Origin of the sequence: Escherichia coli (genome assembly GCF_036503815.1) — a bacterium.
GTDB lineage: Bacteria > Pseudomonadota > Gammaproteobacteria > Enterobacterales > Enterobacteriaceae > Escherichia > Escherichia coli_F.
This window is the reverse complement of record NZ_AP027764.1, coordinates 3,046,025-3,068,588: the sequence shown is the minus strand read 5'-3', so window position 1 is coordinate 3,068,588 and position 22,564 is coordinate 3,046,025. Positions and strand designations below refer to the sequence as shown.

25 protein-coding genes and 1 pseudogene are annotated in these 22,564 nt (G+C 45.9%); 14 read left to right on the top strand and 12 right to left on the bottom strand.

What is annotated here, in order from left to right; genetic code table 11:
- Positions 1-53: 53 nt before the first annotated feature.
- Both AABJ99_RS14770 and AABJ99_RS14765 read right to left on the bottom strand, forming a co-directional pair.
- Entirely contained in the window at positions 54-422 is a 369-nt protein-coding gene (locus AABJ99_RS14770) for a DUF2528 family protein (protein ID WP_000065359.1), read from the bottom strand.
- A gap of 182 nt (positions 423-604) precedes the next feature.
- Positions 605-856: a hypothetical protein gene (locus tag AABJ99_RS14765; RefSeq protein WP_000394305.1), complete on the bottom strand. Its 252-nt coding sequence runs from the start codon at positions 854-856 to the stop codon at positions 605-607.
- Positions 857-1,057: 201 nt separating this feature from the next.
- On the opposite strand from AABJ99_RS14765, the gene AABJ99_RS14760 reads away from it, so the two are divergent.
- Positions 1,058-1,222: a hypothetical protein gene (locus AABJ99_RS14760; protein WP_000129979.1), complete on the top strand. Its 165-nt coding sequence runs from the start codon at positions 1,058-1,060 to the stop codon at positions 1,220-1,222.
- On the opposite strand, the gene AABJ99_RS14755 is transcribed toward AABJ99_RS14760, so the two are convergent.
- From AABJ99_RS14755 to AABJ99_RS14745, 3 genes are all read right to left on the bottom strand, one after another.
- A complete protein-coding gene (locus tag AABJ99_RS14755) occupies positions 1,223-1,600 on the bottom strand; it encodes a hypothetical protein (RefSeq protein ID WP_248793818.1) in 378 nt (125 codons plus the stop codon).
- On the bottom strand, positions 1,519-1,791 hold the full coding sequence (locus AABJ99_RS14750) for a hypothetical protein (protein ID WP_000256574.1): 273 nt from the start codon (positions 1,789-1,791) through the stop codon (positions 1,519-1,521). Before AABJ99_RS14750 ends, AABJ99_RS14755 begins: the two co-directional genes overlap by 82 nt.
- 314 nt (positions 1,792-2,105) lie before the next feature.
- Positions 2,106-2,756: a LexA family protein gene (locus AABJ99_RS14745; protein ID WP_001095982.1), complete on the bottom strand. Its 651-nt coding sequence runs from the start codon at positions 2,754-2,756 to the stop codon at positions 2,106-2,108.
- A gap of 80 nt (positions 2,757-2,836) precedes the next feature.
- Here AABJ99_RS14745 and AABJ99_RS14740 point away from each other — a divergent pair, with 80 nt between their 5' ends.
- The 6 genes from AABJ99_RS14740 (at position 2,837) to AABJ99_RS14715 (ending at position 7,806) form a co-directional block, all read left to right on the top strand.
- A complete protein-coding gene (locus AABJ99_RS14740; RefSeq protein ID WP_000276885.1) occupies positions 2,837-3,022 on the top strand; it encodes a Cro/CI family transcriptional regulator in 186 nt (61 codons plus the stop codon).
- A gap of 115 nt (positions 3,023-3,137) precedes the next feature.
- Complete coding sequence (locus AABJ99_RS14735) at positions 3,138-3,434, top strand: CII family transcriptional regulator (RefSeq protein WP_032286591.1); 297 nt, start codon at positions 3,138-3,140, stop codon at positions 3,432-3,434.
- Positions 3,435-3,466: 32 nt separating this feature from the next.
- Positions 3,467-3,613 (top strand): DUF2740 family protein, encoded by a 147-nt coding sequence (locus AABJ99_RS14730; protein WP_039020497.1) that lies wholly within the window; start codon positions 3,467-3,469, stop codon positions 3,611-3,613.
- Complete coding sequence (locus AABJ99_RS14725) at positions 3,606-4,466, top strand: replication protein (RefSeq protein WP_039020498.1); 861 nt, start codon at positions 3,606-3,608, stop codon at positions 4,464-4,466. Before AABJ99_RS14730 ends, AABJ99_RS14725 begins: the two co-directional genes overlap by 8 nt.
- Positions 4,467-4,573: 107 nt before the next feature.
- Positions 4,574-5,473, top strand: coding sequence for a toprim domain-containing protein (locus AABJ99_RS14720; RefSeq protein ID WP_072039592.1), 900 nt, complete (start codon positions 4,574-4,576; stop codon positions 5,471-5,473).
- Between the two features lie 131 nt (positions 5,474-5,604).
- Positions 5,605-7,806, top strand: a complete 2,202-nt coding sequence (locus tag AABJ99_RS14715) for a phage head-binding domain-containing protein (RefSeq protein WP_338387365.1) — start codon at positions 5,605-5,607, stop codon at positions 7,804-7,806.
- 30 nt (positions 7,807-7,836) lie between these two features.
- Here AABJ99_RS14715 and AABJ99_RS14710 read toward each other — a convergent pair whose 3' ends face one another.
- Positions 7,837-9,798: an acyltransferase family protein gene (locus tag AABJ99_RS14710; RefSeq protein ID WP_021544677.1), complete on the bottom strand. Its 1,962-nt coding sequence runs from the start codon at positions 9,796-9,798 to the stop codon at positions 7,837-7,839.
- A 193-nt stretch (positions 9,799-9,991) separates the two neighbouring features.
- Positions 9,992-10,075 (bottom strand): annotated as a pseudogene (locus AABJ99_RS14705) (hypothetical protein); the annotation flags it as partial.
- Positions 10,076-10,356: 281 nt separating this feature from the next.
- On the opposite strand from AABJ99_RS14705, the gene torT reads away from it, so the two are divergent.
- Complete coding sequence (gene torT, locus AABJ99_RS14700; RefSeq protein ID WP_001265010.1) at positions 10,357-11,385, top strand: TMAO reductase system periplasmic protein TorT; 1,029 nt, start codon at positions 10,357-10,359, stop codon at positions 11,383-11,385.
- Here torT and torR read toward each other — a convergent pair.
- A complete protein-coding gene (gene torR, locus AABJ99_RS14695) occupies positions 11,358-12,050 on the bottom strand; it encodes a two-component system response regulator TorR (protein ID WP_001120130.1) in 693 nt (230 codons plus the stop codon). The two genes, torT and torR, sit on opposite strands and share 28 nt — an antisense overlap.
- Positions 12,051-12,179: 129 nt before the next feature.
- Here torR and torC point away from each other — a divergent pair, with 129 nt between their 5' ends.
- Genes torC through torD form a run of 3 tightly spaced genes read left to right on the top strand, consistent with a single transcriptional unit; the run spans position 12,180 to position 16,494 of the window.
- Complete coding sequence (torC, locus tag AABJ99_RS14690; protein WP_039021533.1) at positions 12,180-13,352, top strand: pentaheme c-type cytochrome TorC; 1,173 nt, start codon at positions 12,180-12,182, stop codon at positions 13,350-13,352.
- Positions 13,352-15,898: a trimethylamine-N-oxide reductase TorA gene (gene torA, locus AABJ99_RS14685; protein ID WP_039021532.1), complete on the top strand. Its 2,547-nt coding sequence runs from the start codon at positions 13,352-13,354 to the stop codon at positions 15,896-15,898. The genes torC and torA overlap by 1 nt, the downstream gene beginning before the upstream one ends.
- Positions 15,895-16,494 carry a molecular chaperone TorD gene (torD, locus tag AABJ99_RS14680; protein WP_039021531.1) on the top strand — a complete coding sequence of 200 codons (600 nt, stop codon included), beginning with the start codon at positions 15,895-15,897 and terminating at the stop codon, positions 16,492-16,494. Before torA ends, torD begins: the two co-directional genes overlap by 4 nt.
- Before the next feature lie 151 nt (positions 16,495-16,645).
- Here the strand turns inward: torD and cbpM are convergent, their stop codons facing one another.
- Both cbpM and cbpA read right to left on the bottom strand, forming a co-directional pair.
- Entirely contained in the window at positions 16,646-16,951 is a 306-nt protein-coding gene (gene cbpM, locus AABJ99_RS14675) for a chaperone modulator CbpM (RefSeq protein WP_000024566.1), read from the bottom strand.
- Entirely contained in the window at positions 16,951-17,871 is a 921-nt protein-coding gene (gene cbpA / locus AABJ99_RS14670) for a curved DNA-binding protein (protein ID WP_000420641.1), read from the bottom strand. The genes cbpM and cbpA overlap by 1 nt, the downstream gene beginning before the upstream one ends.
- Before the next feature lie 257 nt (positions 17,872-18,128).
- Between cbpA and AABJ99_RS14665 the strand changes: the two genes are divergently transcribed.
- Positions 18,129-19,382, top strand: coding sequence for a hypothetical protein (locus AABJ99_RS14665; protein WP_000535375.1), 1,254 nt, complete (start codon positions 18,129-18,131; stop codon positions 19,380-19,382).
- A 293-nt stretch (positions 19,383-19,675) separates the two neighbouring features.
- Positions 19,676-20,917 carry a bifunctional glucose-1-phosphatase/inositol phosphatase gene (agp, locus tag AABJ99_RS14660; protein WP_160524210.1) on the top strand — a complete coding sequence of 414 codons (1,242 nt, stop codon included), beginning with the start codon at positions 19,676-19,678 and terminating at the stop codon, positions 20,915-20,917.
- A gap of 37 nt (positions 20,918-20,954) precedes the next feature.
- Here agp and yccJ read toward each other — a convergent pair whose 3' ends face one another.
- Complete coding sequence (gene yccJ, locus AABJ99_RS14655; RefSeq protein ID WP_001143120.1) at positions 20,955-21,182, bottom strand: YccJ family protein; 228 nt, start codon at positions 21,180-21,182, stop codon at positions 20,955-20,957.
- Between the two features lie 20 nt (positions 21,183-21,202).
- Complete coding sequence (gene wrbA / locus AABJ99_RS14650) at positions 21,203-21,799, bottom strand: NAD(P)H:quinone oxidoreductase (RefSeq protein ID WP_001151437.1); 597 nt, start codon at positions 21,797-21,799, stop codon at positions 21,203-21,205.
- A 372-nt stretch (positions 21,800-22,171) separates the two neighbouring features.
- On the opposite strand from wrbA, the gene ymdF reads away from it, so the two are divergent.
- Positions 22,172-22,345 (top strand): general stress protein, encoded by a 174-nt coding sequence (gene ymdF / locus AABJ99_RS14645; RefSeq protein ID WP_001273658.1) that lies wholly within the window; start codon positions 22,172-22,174, stop codon positions 22,343-22,345.
- The last annotated feature ends 219 nt before the right edge of the window (positions 22,346-22,564 follow it).

Below are 22,564 nucleotides of genomic sequence, written 5' to 3'. Positions count from 1 at the left end.
CTCATGAATAAACACCTCTCGTGAAGCATTATTGGTATGCGGTAAAGCCGCGCTCAGGCGGCTTTGATAGTCATATCATCTGAATCAAATATTCCTGATGTATCGATATCGGTAATTCTTATTCCTTCACTACCATCCATTGGAGGCCATCCTTCCTGACCATTTCCATCATCCCAGTCGAACTCACAAACAACACCATATGCATTTAGGTCTTTTGAAATTGCTATAAGCAGAGCATGTTGCGCCAGCATGATTAATACAGCATTTAATAAAGAGCCGTGTTTATTTAGTCGGTATTCAGAGTCTGACCAGAAATTATTAATCTGGTGAAGTTTTTCCTCTGTCATTACGTCATGGTCGATTTCAATTTCTATTGATGCTTTCCAGTCGTAATCAATGATGTATTTTTTGATGTTTGACATCTATTCATTTCCTCATAGATAAAAAATCGCCCTCACATAAGAGGGCAAAGAAGATTTCCAATAATCAGAACAAGTCGGCTCCTGTTTAGTTACGAGCGACATTGCTCCGTGTATTCACTCGTTGGAATGAATACACAGTGCAGTGTTTATTCTGTTGTTTGTGCCAAAAATAAAGGCCACCATCAGGCAGCCTTGTTGTAAATGTTGCAGGTATCAAGTAAGTAATTAGATGGAGCGCCATAAATTATGAATTCATCGTTTGTCGGGTCCATCTCCATCTCTTGGCCTATTGCCATTCTTGCGTCAGTGTCATCAGCGGCGAAGCATAAAACAGCCCACGCACCCATTGTTTTAAAAAGAACTGCAATTGGCTGTGGTTTTACTGAATTTGCGTTAGCGCGAAAATCATAAATCGCACTTTCATGAAATTCCATATCTCACCTCAAATAAGTGGTTTGCTGCCTAATTTCATTTTCTGGCGACCAACACAAGTCACACCCATTTCACTGCGTGGCTTGCGGTAGTAAAGATTGTGCCTGTCTTTTAACCACATCAGGCTCGGTGGTTCCTTCACTTTCCACAGTCAAAGGAAATGGGTAGACTGTTGTTTCCACAGTCAAAAGAAGGGCTTTGTTATGACAGATATTGTTAATCCTAAAACCAACCCACACGAAGCCGCTCAACAGATTATTGTTGAGCTTATCAGAGCCGGTAATCTTGCCCCTGGCATTGACGGAAAGCCAATCACAGTTGTTTATGAAAAAATTCTTGATGAGATTATCAGAATAAACAGTAAGTAATTAAGAAAACAAAATTTCGAATGCCTGGCGGATGGTTGCAGCATCTTCGTTCGCCAGTTTTTTTCGTTCATCTGATGACATCGATAACAATGCATTTCTCTCAATCAATGTAGCCAGCAGTTTAGATGCTATATTTTGAACGTCAGGGCTTAACTCTAAGAATTTATTTCGACTACGTTCGAGAATAAGTTGTGTAGCGGGTGTATCTTTTAACTCAGATATTTTTATGTCCAATACATCAAGCATTTCTTTCGTTTTCTCAATTAGTAATTGTTCAATACATGAAATATCCATAATTACCTCGCCGTCAGTTGTTTTGATTTCCGGTAGCCTGCCGCGTAAATGGCTACGTTTGGCAGGCAAATACTTCCACTGCATTCATCTGCCTTCTTGCAGCGAAGGCTTCCGAGTGATGCTGCTTTGTCTGCCCTGACGCAACCAGAGAGCTTTAGCGCAATTTTTCGCGCCAGTGCTTCATTACTGCGTCGCTCGGCAATAAGTTCTGCTCTGCGAGCTTTGTAGCGGCTTTTTGCCGTACCTTTGGATTCTTTCCAGACAATGGTTACCATGATGGTCTCCTTTAAGTGGCTTTGGCGCATGACGCGTCGAGGTGCTTATCTTCTCGATCGCTGTCTTGCAGCTGCAATTCGCGCCATCCCCAAAACCACTCAAGTTCTGGTCTCAACGGTTAGGTTGAGAGTCCGTCGATGTTAAAGAGCCTGCCAATCTGTTCCGTTTGGCTTCCAGCGTCCTGCTGATGGCTTAAATTTAAGACTTCTTAATTTATTGGTCAAGTGCATTTTTGAAGAAAACTTAATTTTATGGGCGTGAATTTAGTTTGTCTTTGATTTTTAACGGGAAATAAAAAAGGGGCGAAAGCCCCTTAAGGAAGGTTTGCTAGCTTGGCATCAACGACAACGCCAATGATTTTACAGTTCCCATTGATTTCAATCATTGGGTATTGTGGATTGAGTGGTTTCAGGAATTTTCTACCGGCATCAATAACTAACTTTTTGAATGTCGCCTCGTTTTCCCCTTCAAGTTTGGCGACTACCAGCTTTCCATTACGTGGTTCGACTTCTGGGTCGACGAGAATAATCATCCCCTCAGGAATACTCAGTCCTGCCGGGGCAGTCATTGAATCGCCTTTAACGTCGAGCCAAAAAGAGTCTTCAGAACAATCTACCGTTGTGTCGTACCAGTTATCTATTGCACGCCTATGATATGGCTCTACAGCTTCCATCCAACATCCTGCGCTTACCCAACTAATTAGAGGATACGAACCTCTTGGATCATGCCTGCTGTGATAGGCAATGTTTGAAAGACTATCCTCTCCTTTCAACAGGTAATCAGGGGAGCACTGCAAAGCCTTGGCTAAGGCCAATAGGTTTTCGCCATTGGGCTCAGTTTCAGATCGCTCCCATTGGGAAATAGCAACATTAGACACGCCAACCATCTTGCCAAGGGCAGCCTGCCTAATCTTGAGTTCTTTTCTGCGAGCGCGAATACGCTCACCCATCAGTTGTGTATTCATAGTTAAGACATCTTAAATAAACTTGACTTAAGATTCCTTTGGTGGATAATTTAAGTGTTCTTTAATTTCGGAGCGAGTCTATGTACAAAAAAGATGTTATTGACCACTTCGGAACCCAGCGTGCTGTTGCTAAAGCACTAGGCATTAGCGATGCAGCAGTCTCTCAGTGGAAAGAAGTTATCCCAGAGAAAGACGCCTATCGATTGGAAATCGTTACAGCTGGCGCCCTGAAGTATCAAGAAAGTGCTTACCGCCAAGCGGCATAAGCAAATTGCTCTTTAACAGTTCTGGCCTTTCACCTCTAACCGGGTGAGCAAACATCAGCGGCAAATCCATTGGGTGTGCCGCTATAACTCAATATCAATATAGGAAAATTAACAAATGGCACAAGCAAGCTACAGCAAGCCAACACAGCGAGAAATTGATCGCGCTGAAACTGATTTACTCATCAACCTGTCAACGCTTACCCAGCGCGGTCTGGCAAAGATGATTGGCTGTCATGAATCGAAGATAAGCAGAACGGACTGGAGATTTATTGCTTCGGTCTTGTGTGCTTTCGGAATGGCATCAGACATCAGTCCGATTAGCAGGGCTTTTAAGTATGCGCTTGATGGACTCACCAATAAAAAACGCCCGGCGGCAACCGAGCGTTCTGAACAAATCCAGATGGAATTCTGAGGGAATTACTGGATCAATCCACAGGAGTAATTATGACAAAACAACTCAGTCCTTACCAGGACAAAATTCACAAACACATACTACGTGATCGCTTCCTGTCCAGCTTCAAGCAGCCTGGTCGATTCCGGGCTGAGTTGGAAAAAGTGAAGCTGATGCGGAAGGAGAAAGGTCATGAGTAATCTTGCAACCGTAACACATTTAAGGCCTTCACAACGGCCTGTGGAGCGTCGTGTGGCAGAAGTTGAAGATGGTTATACCCGTCTTGCAAATGCCCTGTATGAAGAGCTTATCGGCGCTGATTTAACGAAAAATCAGAGCAAGGTTGCCCACGCCATATGCCGTAAAACATACGGCTACGGTAAAAAGATGGATCGCATCTCTGATAGTCAGTTAGCTCAAATTACCAGGCTGCCAAGACAGAAGGTAAACAAGGCCAAGAATGAGCTTATCGCGATGAAGGTTATCCTTCGCGAAGGCCAGCAAATCGGGCCTAACAAGAACATCGAGGAATGGCAAATCGAAGGGTGTCACTACTCTGGTGATAATGTCACTACATTGGTGACAAAAAGTGTCACCAAAACGGTGACAGCGCTGTCACCAAAACAGGGACACACAAAAGAAACTATTACAAAAGAAAAAAGAAATAATAAAAACACTATGTCCGAAAGTGTTCGGACTGAGTGTGAAAAATCACCTGACCGTCACGAAGAAACCGACAAGGCATTCGAGGAAATATTCTGGTGTGCAGGCATGCGGAAAGCCGGGAAGAAAAACGCAGCTTCAGCATTCAGAACACAGTTCAGGGAATGGCGTAAAACTACCAGGGGTACGGCAAGCGAGTTTGCCACGATGCTGGCAGAAGACATCGCATGCAGGAATGGTAAGCAGTTCGGATTCGACAGGTTGTTACCATCGAGCTATCTGAACGGTCAACGCTGGAACGACGAGAAGCCAGAAACTATTCAACCACAATCCAAACCATCATCCGCAATCACCGTATCGAAAACTGGCTACGTGTTTTTCGACAGGTGAACCATGAAATCAAAAATCAAATCGCTACTGGTCGCTGGTTATAACCACGGCTGGTTAAGTATTTCGTTTGTCAATTTCTGGTTTAAAAATCTCAATCTGAGGGAATCATGACGCCAAGTGAACTTAGCGACCTGCTTTGGGCGCAGGTTGACAGGGTGGCTCCGCACCTGTTGCCAAACGGCAAGAAAGAGGGGCATGAGTGGGTTGCCGGTAACGTCAACGGTGACAAGGGAAACAGCCTTAAGGTCAACCTTAGCGGCAAGAAAAAATGGGCTGATTTCGCTGAGGGAGACGGCGGTGACATGCTTGATTTGTGGATGGCATGCCGTGGAATTAACCTGCATCAGGCTATGCAGGAAGCGAAAGCATTTCTCGGTATCAAGGATGACGATCACCATTTCGATGCCAAACGTGAGAAGAAATTCTCCAGACCTGATCGCAAGAAAATCGCCCGCTACGTTACCAGAACAGAATCCCATCTTGAGTACCTGCAATCGCGTGGCATATCGCCAGAAGTCGTAAAGCGCTACGAGGTTGTCAGCGGCAAGGTGTGGAATGGAGAACGAGAACTGGATGCTCTGGTGATTCCGTACAAACGCGATGGTGAGTTGTTGCAGGTCAAGCGAATCAGCACTGAGCGCCCGGACGGGAAGAAAGTCATTATGGCAGAAGGTGATTGCGAACCTTGTCTGTTCGGATGGCAGGCTCTGGACGCTGGCGTGAGGGCGGTTGTACTTTGCGAAGGCGAAATTGATTGTATGAGCTATGCGCAATACGGCATCTCGGCGTTAAGGACGATTGGAGCAACTGCGACTCTTGGTGTATCAATGGGGCTTGAGGCTGGTTTTGGTGCAATTATGCGCTTGTATGAATCCAAAGCCGCAAGGGATATGCTTCTTCGTTTGGCTAACACAAAAGCAGGAACACCAGCCTATGAAAGAGCGCTAAATAATGCTGCGAATGCTATACGTCCTATACTTGCAAGCCAAATTACAGCAGAACAATAGAATAAATAATTAACTAAGCACATAACCACTGAAAGATAACAAACGCAACGACCCAGCTTCGGCTGGGTTTTTTATGCCCAAAATTCACCGTAGCCACTCAGCGACGTTTCCTTGTATCTGGAGCAAATTAAATGACAGACATTACAGCCAATGTTGTAGTGAGTATGCCTTCGCAACTCTTCACTATGGCGCGTTCTTTTAAAGCCGTAGCCAATGGAAAAATTTATATCGGTAAAATTGACACTGATCCGGTAAATCCTGAAAACCAGATTCCAGTATATCTGGAACGAGAAGACGGCACTCATGTTCAAGTGTCACAACCAATCGTTATAAATGCTGCCGGATATCCGGTATATAACGGACAGATTGCCAAGTTCGTAACTGTGCAAGGCCATTCTATGGCTGTTTATGATGCGTATGGTTCGCAGCAGTTCTATTTTCCCAATGTGCTGAAGTATGATCCCGATCAGTTTAGCCAGCGAATGGAGAATGTTCCTGACATCCATACCTTAATGAGCGAGCCTGCTGGGAATCACACATTAAATGTAATTGGATACGTACCAGGAACCAACTTTGGCGGCGGGCAGTTTTACTGGGATGCCAGCATGCCTAAATCTCAGCACAACGGTATCACCATATTCAGCCCCACAGTTCCGTGGGATGGTTCGTATTCGGGTCTGACTGCGTTCCTTTCTGGAACTGGTGAGACTGATGGTGGTGGAACAGGGTGTTGGATGCGCTCTAATAAGGGGGACATCATGGCATCATGGGCTGGATTTGATATAACTGGAAACCAGGTTGCTGATGACATCATAAAAGCAGCGTGTATATTAGCCGCTAATACTCGTAGATGTCTTCGTATAGATCCTGGAAGCATTGTTAAATGGGGGTTTACCCATCCCACTCAATACCATGACAAGTTCAACCTAAACGTCCAAACATCTGTGGTTCTTGACGGCATTAATGGCCTTACAGTTTATGCGGATAATGATGTTGAATTTAATACTGATCATCCTGTCTACAGAGAAAGAGTAGTATTTGGTGTGTTTAATGGGAAAAATAATACATTTAAAGGATTTAACTGGAATAGTAACTTTACAGACTACAGTATATCTCCTACTGATACTGAGCATAAGATACAAGAACACTGGAAAGGTTTTGTGTTTGAAGGTTGTTCTTATAATAGCGTAAGGAAAAATAATGTTAATGCCTGCCATGTTTTCGTGCTGGCTGATAACATCAATCTATCAACAAATCTTCAGAATAAAAATATTCAATTGATTGAAAACAAACTTAAATATGTTGTTAATTATTGTTTTCTTTCAAGAGCTTTGGAGTGGTATGTTTTTGACAAGAATGAAGTTTCTTTTCAAGGCAGAAAGTGGCATACGTTTGGTGAGGCAGCAGCGCCAACAACACAAACAAAGCATATTCGCATATGCGACAACAAATTTACTGATCAGATTGCTCAGCAAGCATGCATAACACCAGGACCACATATCGAAAGTGGATTGATCAGTGGAAACTTCTGCAAACGGCATTACGGAATTTTCATTGAGAATGGTAGCACCTCAAATCTTATTATCACTAATAACACCAGTATTAGTACTGGTGAAAGGGCTGATACTACTCATATTCTTCTTGTTGGTGAAGTCGATGACCAGCCTATAGGTAACTCACCACATTCAAACGTTTTAATTTCTAACAATATGTTTCAAGGAGGAGGAGAGTCCATCAGAGAATATAATACTGGAGTTTCTTTACGAACAGGATTCAGAATTATTAACAATCAGATGGTTGACTGTAAGCCTCCTGCAATTACAAACCAATCATTTATCGGTCTTGAGTTCATAGGCAACTACCTTGTAGCACCAACAGATTTCCCTGATCTGAGATTAGGAGGTCAGCATACAGTCATCAAAGATAACACACTGATTGGTGTAAGAATAAGAGCGAGAGATCTTGGTTATACAGTCATTGATATGAGTGTTACAGAAAATGCATTTAGGGCTAACTCTTTGGGGGATAGCTATCCAGCACTCATAGACTTCACTGAATTTACAGGATTAGTTGCAAAAGAAAATAATGTATCAGCATCTCATTTCACCAATGTTATTGTACTTCCAGATAACTGCAATATTGCTGGGTTTAGATATCTAGGTATTACCGAAGGTCTATTAGACAATCCATCAACTTTGTATGGTTCTAAACTACAATGTAAGCTTGGAGATATTGTATATAATAGAGAGCCATCTATATATCAAAATAAACTTTGCTGGACGTGCGTTGATTCATCATCAAAAACATTTGGTTCTGTAACCGTAGCAATATAAATAAATGGCCCCATAATCGGGGCCTTATATTTATTCAATAAATTTAATTATTTTGTTTTTTGCTTTATCCCACACCAAAGCAGCACCAGATTTCGATAGATGAACTGCATCAGAGTATATGAATTGATAATCATTAGTCATCGTTATGCATTTACCATCTTTGCAAAGATAATCGTATGGGTCAATAAATAGAACGTTATTATACCCATTTAGTGCACTTCTTATGGCTGAGTTCATTCGTTTGTTGAATGTATCTTTGTCGTCTGTACTCAAATATCTTGTGCATACTAGCGGTAGGTATGATGGTCTATTGACACATTTTTCTACACCGCCAACACCATCTGTGCCAGGAGGGGCCCCAAGGATTACCACTTTTTTATTATTTAAAGCAGCTATATTATTTTTAATATTATTGATGCTAAAATTAATAAATTCATTTTCATCATTGAATTTCTGTTGGTTACCCTGCGGATCACTTACCATTCCTTCATATCCTATCCACCGCATCCCAAAAATAACAGGCACATTAAATTTGTTCGAATAATCAATAGCAAAGTTCAGTCTTTGCTGGCACTTTGGATCAGGAAGTCCTGCGTAGAACGTTGTATAATTACGCGAGAAAAAACAACCATCATTCAATGATGTGATGAATTTATGACCTTGAGAATTTACATCTATTGCATGGGCATATTGCCTTGCAAAGCTGTCACCCATAAGCACAGCTGATACTTTTGATGCCGTCTTATCTCCAATTATATGCGCTCCAGCATAGTACCCATTTCCACCATATTGTTGCAGATGGAACTCCCCTGAATTATTCATTTTTTGTTTAAAGTACTCGTTGACTCGGAAGGAGTACCCATTATTTTTATATATAATATGAGATACCGATAAAACACTAATAAAAACGATTGAAAAAGAAACTGCCATTTTGTTGATTGAAGATAGATTAATACGTCTAAACTTGTTCTCAATAAAATAATAACTCACATAAGCCAGAAAAATAGAAACGGATACTATTGATGCTTTTTCGAGCGTATTGATCGGTCTGAAAATGTAATATTTATAAAATACTAAAAGAGGCCAATGTATAAGATATACAGAGTATGAAACTATGCCAATGCTAACAAATAATTTATTTCTTAATAAGTATCCTGCAGGCGTATGTTTAGAAAACAATATGCACAAGCAAGATCCAATTACAGGAATCATTGCGTTTAACCCTGGAAATGGAGTTGACTTATCGAAATTAAATGCTGAGTAAAATATTAATGCTACGCCAATCAAAAACAGTATTGTACTAATTAACTTGTTTCTCGCCTTATCATTTGGTATGAAAAATAGAATTCCGCCAGCTGCAAACTCAAAGATGCGGTAAGGCATCATGAAATAGTTTTGGGTTGGATTTATTTTAGTCATCATTTGAGATGCAAATAACGACATAACTCCAGCGATCACGATCAAAGATACTGCAAGTTTTCTACCTGACTTCATTGCAGCAAAAATAATTAACGGCCATATTAAATAAAATTGTTGTTCAACCGATAACGACCATGTGTGAAGAAGTGGGTTGACTTCTGATGAAGTATCAAAATATCCAGCACCAAGCATAAAATGAAAGTTTGAAATAGATAATGCAGAATATAATGAAGATATTCCAAGCTCTTTATAGTCATTGGGTGTAAAAATAAGAAAACCAAATATAAGGCATATTATAAGAATAGTAAGTAGGGTGGGGTACAGTCTTGAAATGCGGGAAGAAATAAATGTTGTGTATTTGTAAGTACCTTTTTCCATTCCTGATACTAGTATTCCTGTTATAAGGTACCCTGAAATGACAAAAAATATATCTACACCAACAAAACCACCACTAATTGAAGAAAATCCAACGTGGAATAAAAGCACCAATAAAACAGCTACCGTTCTTAGCCCATCCACATCAGGCTGATAAAAACGAGAAGTAGTCTTCTGTGTCTCAGATAGAGCGAACATTATATGACCTATAAATAGTTGCTATTGTTTAGATTTCGTAAATTTGGAGGATTATAACAGTGTATGTGTATCAGATCACGCCATTGGTACAATTTATTGAAATCTGCATAATGAATGCATTAATGTTCATAATCGTAAATTGCTTTCATGAGGCACACAAAGCTTTGTACTATCCGATAGTTGTTAAGGTGGATCACTCCACCTTTTCATCAAGCCAGTCCGCCCACCATTGCATCATTTCTCTGCACTTATCGAGATACTGAGCATGGTTGTAAATTCAGCCAACCCAATGCGATGACAAAAAATTAGCGCAAGAAGACAAAAATCACCTTGCGCTAATGCTCTGTTACAGGTCACTAATACCATCTAAGTAGTTGATTCATAGTGACTGGATATGTTGTGTTTTGTCGCGTTTTGCAGTCTATTATTTAATCATTAAGTAATCTAATGCTATGATTTTTAAATTATTTATGTGATTTTGTCATCCTTTAGGTGAAAAAGGTTGAGTCGCAAAGCGGAATGCATCTAGCATAAAGCCTTATTATTGATGAGGCTATCATGCGCGTACTGCTATTGTTACTTCTTTCCCTTTTCATGTTGCCTGGATTTTCGGCTGATAACTTGTTGCGCTGGCATGATGCGCAGCATTTCTCGGTGCAACCCTCTACACCGCTTAAAGCCAAACGTTCATGGAAACTGTGCGCGCTTTATCCCAGCCTGAAAGATTCATACTGGTTATCGTTGAACTATGGTATGCAGGAGGCTGCTCGCCGCTACGGTGTGGATTTAAAAGTGCTGGAGGCAGGCGGCTACAGCCAGTTGGCTACCCAGCAAGCACAAATCGACCAGTGTAAACAGTGGGGCGCAGAGGCCATCTTGCTCGGAAGTAGCACGACGTCATTTCCCGACCTGCAAAAGCAGGTAGCAAGTCTTCCGGTGATCGAACTGGTAAATGCTATTGATGCTCCCCAAGTGAAAAGCCGCGTTGGTGTGCCGTGGTTTCAGATGGGCTATCAACCAGGGCGATATCTGGTGCAATGGAGCCACGGAAAACCACTTAACGTGCTGTTGATGCCCGGCCCCGATAACGCCGGGGGCAGTAAGGAGATGGTAGAGGGTTTCCGCGCCGCCATTGCCGGAAGCCCGGTGCGTATTGTCGATATTGCGCTCGGCGACAACGATATTGAAATCCAGCGTAACCTGTTGCAGGAGATGTTGGAGCGCCATCCAGAAATCGACGTTGTGGCCGGAACGGCGATTGCGGCAGAGGCGGCAATGGGTGAAGGGCGTAACCTGAAAACGCCGCTTACCGTGGTGTCGTTTTATCTTTCACATCAGGTGTATCGCGGGTTGAAGCGGGGAAGAGTGATTATGGCTGCCAGCGATCAAATGGTCTGGCAGGGGGAACTGGCCGTCGAACAGGCCATCAGGCAATTACAGGGGCAATCGGTGTCTGATAATGTCAGCCCACCGATTTTAGTCCTGACGCCGAAAAATGCCGACCGCGAACATATCCGCCGCTCGCTGTCACCAGGGGGATTTCGTCCGGTCTATTTTTATCAGCACACATCAGCGGCTAAGAAATAACCTTCGCCATGTTGTGTCACCAGTAAATCCGCGCTGAGTTTATGACGTAAACGACGAATTAACACATCGACGGTGCGCAGGTCGGGATTTTCCACCCGGCGCGCAGAAAGCATACGCAGCAGACGTTCACGGCTGAGAATTTCGCCCGGATTGGTCACAAATGCCACCAACATTTCATACTCTGCGCGGGTTAGTTTAATCGGTTCGCCATCAATCTCCAGCGTATGGCGCGACACATTCAGGCAATAACCGGCAAAGCGATAGCAGTTGTCCTGAGTGAGCGGTTGAGCTTGTCGCGCGAGGTCGATTCGCCAGAGCAGATTTTTCACCCGTACCACCAGTTCGCGCAGTTCCAGCGGTTTGGTGACGTAATCGTCTGCGCCCATTTCCAGCCCAACAATACGGTCAATCCGATCGCTGCGTCCGGTAACCAGAATAATACCCACCGTCGAACGTTCCCGCAGGGCGCGGGTTAACATCAGGCCATTTTCATCGGGCAAATTGATATCCAGCAGAATTAAATCCACTGGCTGGTTTTGCATAATTTCACGCAGCCCGGCACCGCTCGCCGTAACGGAAACCGTATACCCCTCCTGAGTGAAGTAGGTTTGTAATCGCGCTTGGGTAACCGGCTCATCTTCAACAATAACAATGTGATGTGGCATCAGAGAGTTTTACTCATTCTGTTCATATCTGTTCATATTCTGCCGTAAGCCGTTCATCCTGACCAGTGCCGCTGTTCATATTTGCTCATTAAGATCGCTTCACTAAACCATAATTTTACAGGGGCTATTATGCGGAAACTCTGGAACGCGTTACGCCGACCCAGTGCTCGTTGGTCGGTACTGGCGCTGGTCGCTATTGGGATTGTGATTGGCATTGCGCTGATTGTGTTACCTCACGTGGGGATCAAAGTCACCAGCACAACCGAATTTTGTGTCAGTTGCCACAGTATGCAACCGGTGTATGAAGAATATAAACAGTCGGTGCATTTCCAGAACGCCTCCGGCGTGCGAGCTGAATGCCATGACTGCCATATCCCGCCGGATATTCCAGGCATGGTGAAGCGTAAACTGGAAGCGAGCAACGACATCTACCAGACCTTTATTGCCCACTCCATTGATACACCTGAGAAATTCGAAGCCAAACGCGCGGAACTTGCCGAGCGTGAATGGGCGCGAATGAAAGAAAACAACTCGGCAACCTGTCGCTCCTGCCATAACTACGATGCGATGGATCATGCGAAGCAGCATCCTGAAGCGGCACGTCAGATGAAGGTGGCAGCGAAAGATAATCAATCCTGCATCGACTGTCATAAAGGTATTGCCCACCAGTTGCCGGATATGAGTAGCGGCTTCCGTAAGCAATTCGATGAGCTGCGCGGCAGTGCAAATGATAGTGGTGATACGCTGTACTCCATTGATATTAAGCCAATTTATGCGGCGAAAGGCGATAAAGAAGCGTCTGGTTCTCTGCTGCCTGCTTCGGAAGTGAAAGTCCTTAAACGTGACGGCGACTGGCTGCAAATTGAAATCACTGGCTGGACGGAAAGCGCAGGACGTCAGCGTGTACTCACCCAGTTCCCTGGCAAACGCATCTTTGTTGCCTCGATTCGTGGCGATGTTCAGCAGCAGGTGAAAACGCTGGAGAAAACCACCGTTGCCGACACCAATACCGAGTGGAGCAAATTGCAGGCCACCGCGTGGATGAAGAAAGGCGACATGGTGAACGATATCAAACCGATCTGGGCTTATGCGGATTCGCTGTACAACGGCACCTGTAATCAATGCCACGGCGCACCGGAAATCGCCCACTTTGACGCTAATGGTTGGATTGGCACGCTCAACGGCATGATTGGCTTTACCAGCCTCGATAAACGTGAAGAACGCACCTTGCTGAAATATCTGCAAATGAATGCGTCTGATACCGCAGGTAAGGCTCACGGCGATAAGAAGGAAGAAAAATAATGAACAATAACGATCTCTTTCAGGCATCACGTCGACGTTTTCTGGCACAACTCGGCGGCTTAACTGTCGCCGGGATGCTGGGACCGTCACTGTTAACGCCGCGCCGTGCGACAGCGGCGCAAGCGGCGACTGAGGCTGTCACCTCGAAAGAGGGCATTCTGACCGGGTCGCACTGGGGGGCTATCCGCGCGACGGTGAAGGATGGTCGCTTTGTGGCGGCAAAACCGTTCGAACTGGATAAATATCCGTCGAAAATGATCGCCGGATTGCCGGACCACGTACACAACGCGGCGCGTATTCGTTATCCGATGGTACGCGTGGACTGGCTACGTAAGCGCCATCTCAGCGACACCTCCCAGCGCGGTGATAACCGTTTTGTGCGCGTGAGCTGGGATGAAGCCCTCGACATGTTCTATGAAGAACTGGAACGCGTACAGAAAACTCACGGGCCGAGTGCCTTGTTGACCGCCAGTGGTTGGCAATCGACGGGGATGTTCCATAACGCTTCGGGGATGCTGGCGAAAGCGATTGCCTTACATGGTAATAGCGTGGGTACGGGCGGAGATTACTCTACCGGGGCTGCGCAGGTGATCCTGCCGCGTGTAGTTGGCTCAATGGAAGTGTATGAACAGCAAACCTCCTGGCCGCTGGTATTGCAGAACAGCAAAACCATTGTGCTGTGGGGCTCCGATTTGCTGAAAAACCAGCAAGCGAACTGGTGGTGCCCGGATCACGATGTTTATGAATATTACGCGCAGTTGAAAGCGAAAGTCGCCGCCGGTGAAATTCAGGTCATCAGCATCGATCCGGTTGTTACATCCACTCATGAGTATCTGGGGCGCGAGCATGTGAAACACATTGCGGTTAACCCGCAAACTGACGTGCCGCTGCAACTGGCGCTGGCGCATACGTTGTACAGCGAAAACCTGTACGACAAAAACTTCCTCGCTAACTACTGCGTGGGCTTTGAGCAGTTTCTGCCCTATCTGCTGGGCGAGAAAGACGGTCAGCCGAAAGATGCCGCATGGGCTGAAAAACTGACCGGCATTGATGCCGAAACCATTCGTGCTCTGGCACGGCAGATGGCGGCGAACAGAACGCAGATTATTGCTGGCTGGTGCGTACAGCGTATGCAGCACGGTGAACAGTGGGCGTGGATGATTGTGGTTCTGGCGGCGATGCTGGGGCAAATTGGCCTGCCGGGTGGTGGCTTTGGTTTTGGCTGGCACTATAACGGCGCAGGCACGCCGGGGCGTAAAGGCGTTATTCTGAGTGGTTTCTCCGGCTCTACGTCGATTCCTCCTGTTCACGACAACAGCGACTACCAAGGCTATAGCAGCACTATTCCGATTGCCCGTTTTGTCGATGCGATCCTCGAACCGGGAAAAGTGATCAACTGGAATGGTAAATCGGTAAAACTGCCGCCGCTGAAAATGTGTATTTTTGCCGGAACTAACCCGTTACATCGTCATCAGCAGATTAACCGCATTATCGAAGGCTGGCGCAAGCTGGAAACGGTTATCGCTATAGATAATCAGTGGACCTCAACCTGCCGCTTTGCCGATATCGTACTGCCTGCGACCACGCAGTTTGAGCGTAACGATCTCGACCAGTATGGCAACCACTCCAACCGTGGCATTATCGCCATGAAACAGGTCGTGCCGCCGCAGTTCGAGGCGCGCAACGACTTTGATATTTTCCGCGAGCTGTGCCGCCGCTTTAATCGCGAAGAAGCCTTTACCGAAGGGCTGGACGAAATGGGCTGGCTGAAACGCATCTGGCAGGAAGGTGTACAACAGGGCAAAGGACGCGGCGTTCATCTGCCAGCGTTTGATGACTTCTGGAATAACAAAGAGTACGTCGAGTTTGACCATCCGCAGATGTTTGTTCGCCACCAGGCATTCCGCGAAGATCCGGATCTCGAACCGCTGGGCACGCCGAGTGGCCTGATTGAGATCTACTCGAAAACCATCGCTGATATGAACTACGACGATTGTCAGGGGCATCCGATGTGGTTTGAGAAAATCGAACGCTCCCACGGCGGGCCCGGCTCGCAGAAGTATCCGTTGCATCTGCAATCTGTGCATCCGGATTTCCGACTTCACTCGCAGTTATGTGAATCAGAAACGTTGCGTCAGCAATATACGGTAGCGGGCAAAGAGCCAGTATTTATTAGCCCGCAGGATGCCAGTGCGCGCGGTATTCGTAACGGTGATGTGGTGCGCGTCTTTAACGCTCGTGGTCAGGTGTTGGCTGGAGCAGTGGTTTCTGACCGCTATGCACCCGGCGTGGCACGAATTCACGAAGGGGCATGGTACGATCCAGATAAAGGCGGTGAGCCTGGTGCGCTGTGCAAATACGGTAACCCCAACGTGTTGACCATTGACATCGGTACTTCGCAGCTGGCGCAGGCGACCAGTGCGCATACCACGCTGGTGGAAATTGAGAAGTACAACGGAACAGTGGAACAAGTGACGGCGTTTAATGGCCCCGTTGAGATGGTGGCGCAGTGCGAATATGTTCCCGCGTCGCAGGTGAAATCATGACCATGCTGACAGCACAACAGATTGCCTGTGTCTACGCCTGGCTGGCGCAGTTGTTCTCCCGTGAACTGGACGATGAACAACTGACGCAAATCGCCAGTGCGCAGATGGCTGAATGGTTTTCTTTGCTGAAAAGTGAACCGCCGCTCACAGCGGCGGTAAACGAGCTGGAAACTAAAATTGCCGCTCTGACAGTGCGTGACGCCGCCCGTCTGGAACTGGCCGCTGACTTTTGCGGCCTATTTCTGATGACCGACAAACAAGCGGCGTTGCCGTATGCATCGGCCTACAAACAGGACGAGCAAGAGATTAAACGCTTGTTAGTTGAGGCAGGGATGGAAACCAGCGGCAATTTCAACGAACCGGCAGATCATCTGGCGATCTATCTCGAATTGCTCAGTCATCTGTATTTTTCGCTGGGTGAGGAAACTATCCCTGCGCGAAGAATCGACAGTTTGCGGCAAAAAACACTGACGGCGCTGCGGCAATGGTTACCGGAGTTTGCGGCGCGTTGCCATCAGTATGATAGCTTTGGTTTTTACGCGGCACTAAGCCAGTTATTGCTGGCGTTAGTGGAGTGCGACAACCAAAACAGATAATGCCGTTTGTAGGCCAGATAAGACGCGTTGAGCGTCGCATTAGACATTAAGGCAGATCCGTCGGATGCGGCATGAACCTTATCCGGCCTACGGGGACAGTGCGCTTTGTAGGCCTGATAAGACGCGTTAAGCGTCGCATCAGGCAACAAACTCACGGATGAGCTACAAACCGGGAAAGCCGCTGGCGCAGCAAGCGGTTTTCCTGCTTCAGGTGCGCAATATCATCCATTAACGTCAGCGCCACCGCGATCCCCGGCCAGTCCAGAGCCAGTTCATGACGCAGGCGTACCGCACGTTGCACCACAATGGCGGCATGGTCGTCAAATACCCAGGTTGTTTCCAGGCGCTCCCGCGGTTCAACCACCCCCAAACCGACAATTTCATTCAATTCCTCTTCAGAGATGCCGGTATGTAGGCAAAATTCGGTAATAGTAAAAGTCACCGTAACATTAGCCATCATGCTTTCCCCCAATCTTTACGTGGATCAAAAGACGACTGGGCGTCTGCCAGTTGCTGCCACAGCGCGGCCGTATTTTCATCCGGTTTCGGCGGCATCACGATTTTCAGTACCGCATACAGATCGCCGGTCTGTTTTTTGCTCACCAGGCCTTTGCCTTTAACGCGTAATCGTTGTCCGGCCTGACTGCCCGGCGGGATAGTTAGCAAAATGCTTTCTTTCAGTGTTGGAACGGTGACTTTAGCACCCAGCGCCGCTTCCCACGGGCTAACCGGCACCACAATTTCCAGATCCTGGCCGACAATATCAAACAATGGATGCGGCGCAATATGAATCACCAGCCACAAATCGCCATTTGGGCCGCCATTTTCGCCCGGCGTTCCCTGGCCTTTCAGGCGGATGCGTTGACCATTGCCGACGCCCGCCGGGATCTTCACATTCAGCGTTTTCGGGATTTCCTGTTCGATCATGCCAAAGGCGTTATAAACCGGCAGGTTATAGCTGATGGTACGCTTGTGCTCAGTAAGCGTTTCTTCCAGGAATACCGCCACTTCGATTTCAATATCGTGGCCGCGGGTGGCGGGACGTTGACGGCTCTGGCGGGCATGCTGACCGAAAATTGACGAGAAGATATCGTCAAAATCTTCGGCGTTAAAACTCTGACCGTCTCCATGCTGGAACTGACGGCTAAATTGCGGATCGTTGCGATGTTGCCACATCTGATCATACTCAGCGCGACGTTGTTCATCACTCAACACTTCCCAGGCTTCAGCGACCTCTTTGAAGCGGGCTTCGGCATCCGGTTCTTTGCTGACATCAGGATGGTATTTGCGGGCCAGTCGACGATAGGCGGTCTTGATTGTCTTGAGATCGTCCGTCGGTTTCACGCCCATGATGGCGTAATAATCCTTTAGTTCCATAGCGTTATCTCGCGTAAATCAACACAAATTGAAGGAACCCCTGTAAGGTAACTCCTATAAGTGTAGGGTAATCCTCAAAATTTCATATGCCAACACAGAATATGTTATTGAAATCATCGTGGAGAGGAGGTGGCGTCAAGATGGATTGCTGAGCATAGTTTAAACAGGTAAAAGAGTGAGCGATTTTTGATAGTTAAATCAGGCACTTTAAGCTTAACTAGGACGTCATTATTTATTAAATTTTATAGGCGCTATATATGGGTAGTAATATACATGGAGTAAGTTGCAGTGCTAATAATTATTTGAAAACAGCCTGGGCCGATATAAAAACCAGGCGCGAAGAAAATCAAAAATGTTCAATCACGCTTTTTGAACAAAAACTAGAGTGTTTTATGCGGTTGTACAATGAAATCATGCGGAAAGAAGAAAATATTTCATGCCTGGTGTGTGAATCACTAGAAACAGAATTAGAGGAAATGCAAAATGATAATGATTTATCTTCATTTATGAAAACATTACGTACTCATGATACAAACACTTATTCAGGGGATTCAGGAGGCATTACCTATACTATACAATATTTTCAAGAAAGAGAGCTTGTTAATATATCCTTGCCGGGTATGTTTTCACAGGCTATTGCAGGCTTTAAAAGTAGCTGTTGGTATAAATTTATAGCATATGTTGATATCTTAAATGAGTGTAATGATGTTTTTTCTGAGTATTGCTTTGATGATGATGAAATTACGAGTGTCCAGCCAAAACGGATAAATACGCCGGGAATATATGATTCAGTTACTGGTATTGATTTGTCTGGTATATCTTTTATTCAGAGTGAAATTAATCAAGCACATAAATTAAAATACGCGCCTGTAGATGGCGATGGATATTGTCTGTTAAGAGCCATACTGGTTATAAAACACGTTGATTATTCATGGGCGCTTGGCAGTCAAAAGACGCAAAAAGAAGTATACGACGAATTTATTAAAATTGTTGATAAACAAGTGATTGAGTCTTTTGTTGATGCAGCATTCTTTAATCTCAGGGAAGATATTAAGACATTATTTGGCGTTGATCTGCATTCTGACAACCAAATTCAGGATATGGGTAATTCTTTAGCGTCGAATTTTATTAAGTTTAAAAAAGAATTCATTGGTAGTTGCTTGAATGACGAAAGATGCATATTGCATTTACCCGAGTTTATATTTAATGATAACAAGGGTTCGCTTGTTTTAAATACCGACTCTCCGGAAAAGGTTAAAGCGGTGAAGAATTTCCTTGCTGTGCTTTCAGATAGCATTTGTTCATTGTTTATTGTTGCCTGTAATGTGGGATCAATCTCCTTGGGAAGTGAATCCTTTTCAACGGATGAAGATCTTGAGTATGGTTATTTAATGAATACTGGCAATCATTATGACGTTTACCTCCCTACTGAACTTTTTGCTCAGTCATACCAGTTAAACCATAAGGAAATGAAAGCGCAACTGGACTATTTAAATCGTTATGCCATCTAATGATAAAGACATGTGCTAAAATAGTTTTTATTAGTCTCACATTCTCTTTTTACTAGTAAATATTGCCCCTGTATCGATAACGTCGGTGATATTCTGTCTAGCCCATGGTGAAATCATCAACGGCGTACACGAGGCAGGGGCCAATCATGCATAGGTTGCGTCAAATCTTGCCTTTTTTTAATGACAAATATAGATAACAGGCACTCAACAAGCCATTTTGCGAACCTGTTCCCGGAAAAATGTCATATTTCTGTCACACTCTTTGGTGATTGATAACAAAAGAGGTGCCAGGAATGAACAAAACGCTAATCGCCGCAGCTGTGGCAGGGATAGTTTTACTCGCTTCAAATGCTCAGGCACAAACCGTACCGGAAGGCTATCAGTTGCAGCAAGTGCTCATGATGAGCCGCCATAACTTACGTGCGCCGCTGGCGAACAATGGCAGTGTGCTGGAACAATCCACACCGAATAAATGGCCAGAATGGGACGTCCCCGGTGGGCAGCTCACCACCAAAGGCGGTGTGCTGGAAGTGTATATGGGCCACTATATGCGTGAGTGGCTGGCAGAGCAGGGGATGGTGAATTCGGGGGAATGCCCGCCGCCGGACACCGTTTATGCCTATGCCAACAGCCTGCAACGTACCGTCGCAACCGCGCAGTTCTTTATTACTGGCGCATTCCCTGGGTGTGACATTCCAGTCCACCACCAGGAAAAAATGGGCACCATGGACCCAACCTTTAACCCAGTGATCACCGATGATTCCGCCGCATTCAGTGAACAGGCGGTGGCGGCAATGGAGAAAGAGCTCGGCAAACTCCAGCTTACCGACAGCTACAAGCTACTGGAAAAAATCGTTAACTATAAAGATTCTCCTGCCTGTAAAGAGAAGCAACAGTGTTCGCTTGTAGATGGAAAAAACACCTTTAGCGCGAAGTATCAACAAGAACCGGGCGTTTCCGGGCCGCTGAAAGTCGGCAACTCGCTGGTAGATGCGTTTACTTTGCAATACTACGAAGGTTTCCCGATGGATCAGGTGGCGTGGGGAGAAATCAAATCTGACCAACAGTGGAAAGTGTTGTCGAAGCTGAAAAACGGTTACCAGGATAGCCTGTTTACCTCACCGGAAGTGGCGCGCAATGTTGCGAAACCACTGGTCAGTTATATCGACAAAGCGCTGGTGACAGATCGCGCCAGTGCACCGAAAATCACGGTGCTGGTTGGGCACGACTCAAACATTGCCTCTCTGTTAACGGCACTGGATTTCAAACCGTATCAGTTGCATGACCAGAACGAACGCACGCCCATCGGCGGCAAAATCGTTTTCCAGCGTTGGCATGACAACAAAGCTAATCGCGATTTGATGAAAATTGAATATGTGTACCAGAGTGCGGAACAGTTGCGTAATGCTGATGCGTTAACGTTGCAGGCTCCGGCTCAGCGCGTGACGCTGGAATTAACCGGCTGCCCGATAGACGCTGATGGTTTCTGCCCAATGGATAAGTTTGATAGCGTATTGAATGAAGCGGTGAAATAACAGAAAACTCCCCCGCGTGAAGCGGGGGAGTCGCTGGTTAAACGTTTTTACGTTCGATGGTCTGTTCGCCCCAAAAAAGCGAATCTTTATCGGTCTTAGCAAAGGCTTTGACTAACACTTCATCGCTACCTTCTTCCCAAATCTTTTCCGCCATTTTTTCGTCGTACCCGGCGACTTCGAAAATGGCCTCGGCTATTTCCGGCGACGTATTGCGCAGAGATGCCCATTCACCGACGTGATGAGCTTTCGCTTCTTGAGTTGGCATGCGTATCCTCCTGTTGAAGATTAGCCGTTAAGTTTAACTGCCAGACCTGCGACATATTCCCCTTGATAACGAGCAATAGACAGTTCTTCCTGGCTGGGCTGGCGTGAACCGTCACCGCCTGCGATGGTGGTTGCGCCGTACGGCGTACCGCCGCGAACCTGTGAAACGTCAAATAATTCCTGCGCTGCGTAGCCAATGGGGACAATCACCATGCCGTGATGCGCAAGGGTCGTCCAGGTGGATGTGATGGTTTGTTCCTGACCGCCGCCAGTACCGGTGGAACTAAAGACGCTCGCCAGTTTTCCGTATAGTGCGCCGGAAGCCCACAGGCCGCCCGTCTGGTCGAGGAAGGTACGCATTTGACCGGACATGTTACCAAAGCGGGTAGGTGTACCAAAAATAATGGCGTCGTAATCGGCCAGTTCTTGCGGGGTTGCAACCGGTGCAGTTTGCGTTTTACCGCCTGCTTTTTCAAATAATTGCGGCGGCATGGTTTCCGGTACACGCTTAACGACAACTTCTGCGCCATCCACTTTGCTTGCACCTTCAGCAACTGCGCGTGCCATCGTTTCAATATGTCCGTACATGGAATAATAAAGCACCAGAACTTTAGCCATTTCTAACCACTCCTCGTGTTATCTCTATTCCGTAGCGATTCGCTACCACTTATTTAAAGATAAGACGTCCTTTTCAGAGTGCAAATTTCACAACCACTTATTTGATTTATAACAACTTTCACAAGCACGCAATTTTGTCGCAAAATGACACATTTTTATCTCATCGCGTTTTTTTAATCATAAGAGCGGCTTATAGATAATTATTGGAGATGATATCTATTCTCGCTAAGAAGCTGTTGCAGGATATTACCAAACGCGGGTCTGCCCGCGTCAGTTCACTAAGCTTAGTCCCACGTAGCGAAAATATGGCAGCCGCCATACGCCGCGTTAATTCTATGCAATATGATGTCTATACCCAGACGGAGGTCAGTAATGGCAAACCATCGAGGCGGTTCCGGCAATTTTGCAGAAGACCGCGAAAGAGCATCAGAAGCAGGTAAAAAAGGTGGACAGCACAGCGGGGGTAATTTCAAAAATGACCCGCAGCGCGCATCTGAAGCAGGTAAAAAAGGTGGCAAGAGCAGTCACGGTAAAAGCGACAACTAGCCGGGCTAATCAATGACGAATGCATTTTTGTCTGTCGCTCGTCAAAAAGCCATCACCGCCGGTTACCCCGGCGGTTGATACTGATGACAAATGTAAGCTTGCCTGATGCGCGATGCTTATCAGGCCTACCAGAAGATTGCAATATATTGAATTTGCACTGTTTTGTAGGCCGGATAAGGCGTTTACGCCGCATCCGGCATGAACAATGCGCACGTTGTC